Here is a 7,406-nt window from a genome sequence, read left to right on the forward strand (position 1 = left end):
GAGGAGGACGACATGGCGCTGATGATCAACGAGGACTGCACGGCCTGCGACGCGTGCTGGCCGGTGTGTCCGAACCAGGCGATCTCGGCCAGCGACACGATCTACGCGGTCGATGCGCTCCGCTGCACCGAATGTGTCGGTGCCGAGGACGAGCCGCAGTGTCAGCTCGTCTGCCCCGCCGATTCCATTGTGCCCAATCCGGATTGGCGCGAGACGCCCGAGCAGTTGCAGGACAAGTACCAGCAGCTGCATTCCTGAGATCGGCTGCGCCGCAACGGCGCTGCCCGAAAGTCCGGTTGAGGGCTACGCCCGTCCGGCCGACGAATGCCGGGCCGAGGCGCCGTTCGGACCGCGCTCCACCTTGCGGCGTTCGGTGTCGATTACCTTGAGCAGCGAGGTGATCGACACCGACCGAAGCGTCGTCATCGCGATTTCGTCGATGTCGCGCAGAACCTTGTGCAGCGCCCGGCTCTCTTCATGCTCGTCCGAGGCGGCCTCCTGCAGGTCGAGGCCGGTGTCTTCGAACAACGCGATGATATCGAGCAGGGTGACGCGCTTGGGATTGCCGGCGAAGCGATAGCCGCCACCAGGGCCGCGCACCGACTCGATCAGCCGCGCCCGCACCAAGGTGCGCAGGACCTTGGCCAGATGATTGAGCGAGATGTCGTATTTGTCGGCGATGTCGCCGGCCGAAACCTGACGATCCGGATTCGCCGCGAGTTCGAGCACGGCGTATAGTCCACACATCGTCGATTTCTGCAGCCGCATCGGCGTCAATCTTCGTGTTGGTCTCGACCACAAACCGCGCGAGCGTGTCGGGGTGGTGTGATCAGTCGAGATTCTTTTCCATTCCGATGAACCGGCCGACCATCAGGCCCTGGCTGCGGAAGAACGCCATGACGAGCTGATTGTCGTGCTCGATCATCGTGCGAACCTTCCTCACCCCCGCCTGAGTGAAAATTAGACAAATCTCTTCAAAGAGTTGCGTGCCGATACTGTTCACCCTTATCGCAGGATCGACGGTCAACGCAAACACCCAGCCGCAGCTTTCCGCACCGAACTCGAAATCCCGCACTTCGCCGCAGATGAAGCCGACCACCTCGCCCTTCAGCTCGGCGACCAGGAAGGCGCGGCAGCCGGTGCGGCTCTGCGAAAAATTCTCAAACAGGCTCTGCCAATACCGCGGCTTGGCTTCGCCGGTCGCCGCCTCGTCGATCGCCGCCACGCGTGCCACGTCCGCCGCCGCAGCGGGCCGGATCTGCACATCGCGGTACGGCTCCGCCGCGGTGATGCTGCTTGCGCCACTCATCGCGTTGTCCTCCCTCGTGGTGCCGCGTGATCCCGGCTCCTGATACGGATTATGCAGCCGCGGTGCCGGGCGTCGATTGATCTTTGAGACGAGGCGGTTCAGACGCCCAGCATGGTTCTGACCATCTCCTGATCGGCGAGCAGCTCGGCCGAGGTGCCTTCGAACACCACCTGTCCCTTGGTCAGCACGACGTGGCGGTCGACCAGGTCGACCAGATCGTCGAGGTTCTTGTCGACGATCACGATCGAGATCCCCTTGCGCGCAATGATACCGAGCGTTTCCCAGATCGCATCGCGCATCTTGGGCGCAAGACCTTCGGTCGCTTCGTCGATCAGCAGGATGCTGGGATTGCTGAGCAGCACCCGTCCGATCGTCAGCATCTGCTGCTCGCCGCCGGACAGCTGATTGCCCCAGATCCGCCGCCGCTCGAACAGCCGCGGAAACATCTGGTAGATCGCCTCTTGGGTCCAATCGACCCGGCCGTCAGGACCTGGGCGGGCCGCAAACAGCAGGTTTTCCTCGACCGACAGGTTCGGAAAGATGCCGCGTCCCTCCGGCACGAACCCCATGCCGGCACGCGCCTTGATATTGGCCCTCGCATCGGTGACGTCGCGGCCATCGAGCAGGATCGCGCCGCGCTTCGGCTTCAGTAGTCCCATCAGAGTCCGCAGCAGCGTCGTCTTGCCCATGCCGTTGCGGCCGAGCAGGCTGACCGTCTCGCCGCGGCCGACGTGAAAGTTCACGCCGCGCAGGATGTGGCTGGGGCCGTAGAAGGTGTCGATGCCGCGTGCATCGAGCATCGCCTGTGCCGCTGCGGTCATGCCGACTCCTTCATCTTGGCGTGATGGCCGAGATAGGCTTCGAGCACGGCTTCGTTGCGCCGGATCTCATCGGGGCGGCCGCGGGCGAACAGCTTGCCCTGCACCAGCACCGTCAGCGTATCGGCGGCAGCGAACACCGCATCCATGTCGTGCTCGATCACGATCACGGTGTGGTCGCGCACCAGGTCACGCAACAGTGCCACCACCCGCTGGGTTTCCTCCGGCCCCATCCCGGCCAGCGGCTCGTCGAGGATCAAAAGATCGGCGCCGCTGGCGATCAGCATTGCGATTTCGAGCTGTCGCTGCTCGCCATTCGACATCCGTCCGGCAATGCTGTCGCCGCGATCGGCGAGTCCTGCGACCCGCAGGGCGCGGTCGACCGAGGCGTGTTCGCGCGCCCGATATGGCGCGTCGCGCAGCCGCCACAGCGCGCCCTTGTCGAGCTGCGCGGCGAGCACGCAGTTCTCGCGCACGGTGAAGCGCGGAAAGATGTTGGTGCGCTGATAGGAGCGGCCGAGGCCGGCGCGGGCGATCCGATAGGCCGGCCAACCGGTGACGTCGAGCTCGTCGATCTTCACGCTGCCGGCGCTGGCCGGCAGCGCGCCGGACAACAGGTTGGTGAAGGTGGTCTTGCCGGCGCCGTTGGGGCCGATGATGGCGTGAACCTTGTTGGGCTCGAACGTCACGGTGACGTCGCTGACTGCCGCGATGCCGTTGAAGTTCTTGCTGAGATGGCTGGTCGCCAGCGCCTTCGCGGTCTTCGCCGGACGCTGCGGTTCGTCCACCGGAGGCCGCGCGGGTGTGGCCTGGGGCTGCTTGCGCCGCCAGTTCAGCAATCCGGCGAGGCCGTCGGGCGACATCAACACCGCGGCGATCAGTGTCGCGCCGGTGCCGAGCCGCCAATGGTCGGCGACCAGCGAACCGACGATGCTGGCGGTCTTCAATAGTTCTTCCAGCGACGAGTAGGCGAGCGCGCCGAGGATCGGGCCGAACAGCGTGCCGGCGCCGCCCAGCACCACCATCATGATGGCGAGGCCGGATTGATGCCAGTTGAGCAGGTCGGGCGTGACGAAACCGTCGATCGAGGCGAACAGCGCGCCGGCGAGCCCCGCCACCATGCCTGCAATGGTGAAGGCGGCGAGCTTGTAGCGATAGGTATCGTAGCCGAGCGAGCTCATCCGCACCTCGTTGGCGCGGATGCCCTGCAGCACCCGGCCGAACGGCGAACGCACCAGCGCCAGCAGCAGGCCGTAGGCGGCGATCAGCACGATGACGCAGACGTAATAGAATTGCCTGCGGTCGGAGAAATCCAGCAGCGTCAGGCCGCCCAGCATCAGCTCGGGCTTGACGTTGATGTAGGCGCCGTCCGAACCCTTGGCGATGTCGGTGTCGTGAAACAGCGCGAACAGCATCTGGCCTGCGGCCAGCGTCACCATGATGAAATAGAAGCCGCGCGTCAGCGTCGCGAACGCGCCGACCACCAGCGCGGCGAGCCCGCCGGCCAGTAGCCCGGCGCCGAGCGCGACGATGACGTTGGCGGCTTCCGCCTCCGGTGAGACGAAATACACCGCATAGGCGCCGCAGCCGAAGAAAGCGGCGTGACCGAAACTGACCAGGCCAGTGACGCCGATCAGCAGGTCAAGGCTGAGCACGAAGGTCGCGATGATCACGATCCGTGTCATCAGCTTGACCGGATACGGTCCGGCGACGAACGGCAGCGCCAGCAGGCAGCCGAGCAGCACCGTGAAGAACAGGATGACAACGAGGTTGGGACGGGTCAGCATCGTCAGGCCCGCCCAAACAGCCCGGCCGGACGGATCACCAGCACCAGCGCCATCAGCGCGTAGATGATGATGCTGGAGAACTGCGGCAGGAACACCTTGCCGAACGCGTCGGCCATGCCGATCAGCAGCGATCCGATGAACGCGCCGCGCACCGAGCCGATGCCGCCGATCACCACGACCACGAAGGAGATGATCAGCACGCGGTCGCCGATGCCCGGATAGGCGCTCTCGATCGGGGCCGCCAGCATGCCGGCGGTGGCAGCGAGTGCGACCCCGGTGGCGAACACCATACGGAAGATCAGCCGCGAGTCGAAGCCGAGCGCCTCGACCATCTCGCGGTTGGATTCGGCCGCACGGATCAGGCGGCCGATCCGGGTCTTCTGAATCACCAGCGCCATCGCGATCGCCAGCGCGACGCAGATCGCCATCAAGGCCAGCCGATATACCGGATAGCTGAGGCCTTCGGTGAGCCGGACGCTGTGCGCCAGATAGCCAGGCGCCGGGATCGAGTGCGGATACGAGCCCCACACCACCTGCTGGAATTCGTTGAAGATCAGGATCAGCGCGAAGGTCAGCAGCACCTGCTGCAGGTGATCGCGATCGTAGAGGTGGCGGATGAACAACCACTCGATCGCCAGACCGAGCAGGAAGGCGAGCGGGATGCCGGCGACCAGTGCCAGGAAGACGTCCCCGAACATGCCGGTCAGCGACAGCGCCAGATAGGCGCCGAGCATGTAGAACGAGCCGTGCGAGAGATTGATGACGCCGAGAATGCCGAACACCAGTGTCAGGCCGCTGGCGGCCAGAAAGATCACCAGTCCGGTCTGAAGGCCGTTCAGCGCCTGGATCAGAATGAGACTCATGGGAACCTGTCACCGATGTCGGTCGGGCAGGGCGGCGGACGGCAAGGATGCGCCGGCCGCTGCCGAACCCTCAGTCGGGCAGTTATCAGCTCAGCTTGCAGCCGATCGCTTCGTCGGCGACCGCCGGTGCGGCGAGGCCGAGATTGACGCTCTTGCCGCCCTTCAGCTCGCGCAGATAGAAGTTCTGCACCGGGTTATGCGCGGCCGACAGTTTGAACGGTCCGCGCGGGCTGGCGAAGCTCGCCGCCGCCATCGCGGCATTGAGCTCCTTGCGCTTAGCGACGTCGCCGCCGACCGCCTTGAGGCCGGCGTCGAGCAGCTGCCCGGCGTCCCAGCCCTGCACCGCAAAGACGTCCGGCGGGATCTTGTACGCCGCCTCGAACGATTTGACGAACGCCTGGTTCTCGGCGTTGTCGAGGTCGCTGACGTAGTGCAGCACGGTCTTGATGCCGTCGCCGGCCGGGCCCGCCGCGGCTTCGACGCCATCGGTGAGGAAGCCCGGTCCCCACAGCGGAATGCCGAGATTGGCCGCCGCATAGTCCTTGATGAATTTCAGCGCGCCGCCGCCGGAGAAGAACGCATAGACGCAGTCGGGCTTCAGCGACGCGATCTCGGCCAGCGCCGACTGAAATTCGACGTCGGGGAACGCGATGGTGATATCCTTGACCACCTCGCCCTTGCCGGCGATGAACGACTTCTTGAAGCCGGACACCATCTCTTCGCCTGCCGCATACTTCCAGGTCACCGTCACAGCCTTTTTCAGGCCGGCCTTGATCATCGCATCACCGGTGGCGCGGCCGATCTGGCCGTTGGCGAACGAGGTTCGGAACACGTTGGGGGCGCACATCGCGCGGGTGATGATGTCGGCCCCGGCGTTCGGCACGATGGTCGGAATGCCGTCCTCGCGGGCGATCTTCACCATCGCCATCGCCACGCCGGAATGCACCGTGCCGATCAGCACGTCGGCCTTCTCGCTCTGGATCAGTTTGGTGGTGAGTTCGGTAGCCTTCGGCGGCGCGGATTCATCGTCGACTTTGACGAAGCTGATGCTCCTGCCGCCGAGCTTGCCGCCCTGCGATTGCACATACAGCTCGAGGCCGCGGGTGACGGCTTCGCCGAGCGGCGCATAAGTCCCGCTATAGGGCAGCAGCAGGCCGACCTTCAGGGCGCCGGCTTGCGCGTAGGACGGGCGAATAAACGGGCCGCAGGTCAGCGCGGCACCAGCCGACGCTCCGAGCGACAACAGACGACGTCGATCGATCATGGTAGTCCTCCCCTCGGTCTTCCGTTCGCGAGCGATCAGCTCGTCATTTTTGCTTTTTCGGTACTTTATTGCGACTATTACATCGGGCCAGATCATTTTGCGAGATGCCAATGAGGCCGATGGTCGCATCGTCAGTCTTGCTGATATTGCGCTGCACCCGCAAGCGCCGACTTGGTTGTCATCGTCCGCTGCCGGCGGTGGCGCGTCCATAAACCAAGCGGTCAGCGCGCGTGTTTCCCGTCGCGTCCACTCCGCCGAGCGTCATCTCGCGCAGCAGATAGCGCTGCAGCTTGCCGCTCGATGTCTTCGGCAGATCGTCCATGATCTGAATCCAGCGCGGATACTTCCAAGGCCCGATGGCGGACTTGACGTGGTCTTTGAGCTCTTCGAACAGGGTGCCGGGATCGACCTCGGCGCAGCATGACAGCACGACGAACGCCTTTGGCTTGACCAGCCCGTCGACGTCCTCGGCGGGGATCACCGCAGCTTCCAGCACCTTGGGGTGGCTCATCAGCGCCTGTTCGATTTCGAACGGTGACACCCAAATGCCGCTGACCTTGAAGATGTCGTCGGTTCGTCCGCAATAGGTGTAAACGCCGTCGGTACGCCGGTGATATTTATCGCCTGTCCGGGTCCACTCACCGACGAATGTGGTGCGTGTCTTGTCGCGCTGATTCCAATAGCCCGCGGCGGCCGAGCGGCCGTTCACCAGCAATTCGCCGATCTCGCCGTCGGCGACGTCGTCTCCGCTCTCGTCGACCAGCCGCAGCCGATAGCCGTCGACCGGCACACCTGACGTTCCGTATTCCACGGCGTGTGGGAGGTTGGTCAGGAACAGGTGGCCCATCTCGGTCGAGCCAACGCCGTTGACGATGTCGCGGCCGAACCGATTGCGCCAGTTGAGCCCGACCTGCGCCGGCAGCGGTTCACCGGCAGAGACGCACAGCCGCAGCCGGTCCGGGAGTGCCTCGGTGCGCGAGCGCGGATCGGCCAGCATGGCCGCATAGAGTGTCGGCACAGCGAACAGCATCGTCGGCTGGTGCGCCTGCAAAGTATCGAACACCGAGCCGGCAGTCGGTCGCTCGGGGTACAGCACCGAGGTGGCGCCGATTCCCATGGTGCAGAACATCGCGTTGCCGAGCCCATAGGCGAAAAACAGCTTGGCCGCGGAGAACACCACGTCGTCTTCGCGGTAGCCGATCCGCCGGCCGGCACTTTCGGCCATGACGCGCGGACTCGAATGCACGTGCATCACGCCTTTCGGCATCCCCGTGGTGCCCGAGGAATATTGCCAATAGGCGATGTCGTCCGCGCAAGTCGCAGCGGGAGCGCCGCCTTCGTCCTCGGCGGCGAGCAGCTCAGCAA

At 64.8% G+C, this 7,406-nt stretch carries 8 protein-coding genes; 1 reads left to right on the forward strand and 7 read right to left on the reverse strand.

All coding sequences use genetic code 11. From position 1 onward, the window contains the following. Positions 1-12 precede the first annotated feature (12 nt). Positions 13-258: a YfhL family 4Fe-4S dicluster ferredoxin gene (locus DYI24_RS01820; RefSeq protein WP_164571037.1), complete on the forward strand. Its 246-nt coding sequence runs from the start codon at positions 13-15 to the stop codon at positions 256-258. A gap of 45 nt (positions 259-303) precedes the next feature. On the opposite strand, the gene DYI24_RS01825 is transcribed toward DYI24_RS01820, so the two are convergent. The 7 genes from DYI24_RS01825 to DYI24_RS01855 all read right to left on the reverse strand — a co-directional run. Beyond that, a complete protein-coding gene (locus tag DYI24_RS01825; RefSeq protein ID WP_164571038.1) occupies positions 304-768 on the reverse strand; it encodes an Rrf2 family transcriptional regulator in 465 nt (154 codons plus the stop codon). A 61-nt stretch (positions 769-829) separates the two neighbouring features. Then, the gene (locus DYI24_RS01830) at positions 830-1,225 is read right to left on the reverse strand and encodes a GNAT family N-acetyltransferase (RefSeq protein ID WP_349627727.1); all 396 of its coding nucleotides are present in this window, start codon (positions 1,223-1,225) and stop codon (positions 830-832) included. Between the two features lie 182 nt (positions 1,226-1,407). Next, the gene (locus DYI24_RS01835) at positions 1,408-2,130 is read right to left on the reverse strand and encodes an ABC transporter ATP-binding protein (RefSeq protein WP_164571040.1); all 723 of its coding nucleotides are present in this window, start codon (positions 2,128-2,130) and stop codon (positions 1,408-1,410) included. After that, positions 2,127-3,914 (reverse strand): branched-chain amino acid ABC transporter ATP-binding protein/permease, encoded by a 1,788-nt coding sequence (locus tag DYI24_RS01840; RefSeq protein WP_164571041.1) that lies wholly within the window; start codon positions 3,912-3,914, stop codon positions 2,127-2,129. The genes DYI24_RS01835 and DYI24_RS01840 overlap by 4 nt, the downstream gene beginning before the upstream one ends. Before the next feature lie 2 nt (positions 3,915-3,916). Beyond that, positions 3,917-4,777 carry a branched-chain amino acid ABC transporter permease gene (locus DYI24_RS01845; RefSeq protein ID WP_107354155.1) on the reverse strand — a complete coding sequence of 287 codons (861 nt, stop codon included), beginning with the start codon at positions 4,775-4,777 and terminating at the stop codon, positions 3,917-3,919. 85 nt (positions 4,778-4,862) lie between these two features. Beyond that, on the reverse strand, positions 4,863-6,041 hold the full coding sequence (locus tag DYI24_RS01850; protein WP_164571042.1) for an ABC transporter substrate-binding protein: 1,179 nt from the start codon (positions 6,039-6,041) through the stop codon (positions 4,863-4,865). Positions 6,042-6,219: 178 nt separating this feature from the next. Continuing rightward, positions 6,220-7,406 (reverse strand): benzoate-CoA ligase family protein (locus tag DYI24_RS01855; RefSeq protein ID WP_164571043.1); only part of this gene is annotated, 1,187 nt, incomplete at its 5' end.

It is taken from the genome of Rhodopseudomonas sp. BR0C11 (assembly GCF_010820945.1).
Classification (GTDB): Bacteria; Pseudomonadota; Alphaproteobacteria; order Rhizobiales; family Xanthobacteraceae; genus Rhodopseudomonas; species Rhodopseudomonas palustris_H.

Bases quoted from the DNA above. Each gene is read 5' to 3' on its own strand.
- DYI24_RS01820 (WP_164571037.1), top strand. From the start codon at position 13: ATGGCGCTGATGATCAACGAGGACTGCACGGCCTGCGACGCGTGCTGG.
- DYI24_RS01825 (WP_164571038.1), bottom strand. From the start codon at position 768: ATGCGGCTGCAGAAATCGACGATGTGTGGACTATACGCCGTGCTCGAA.
- DYI24_RS01835 (WP_164571040.1), bottom strand. From the start codon at position 2,130: ATGACCGCAGCGGCACAGGCGATGCTCGATGCACGCGGCATCGACACC.
- DYI24_RS01840 (WP_164571041.1), bottom strand. From the start codon at position 3,914: ATGCTGACCCGTCCCAACCTCGTTGTCATCCTGTTCTTCACGGTGCTG.
- DYI24_RS01845 (WP_107354155.1), bottom strand. From the start codon at position 4,777: ATGAGTCTCATTCTGATCCAGGCGCTGAACGGCCTTCAGACCGGACTG.
- DYI24_RS01850 (WP_164571042.1), bottom strand. From the start codon at position 6,041: ATGATCGATCGACGTCGTCTGTTGTCGCTCGGAGCGTCGGCTGGTGCC.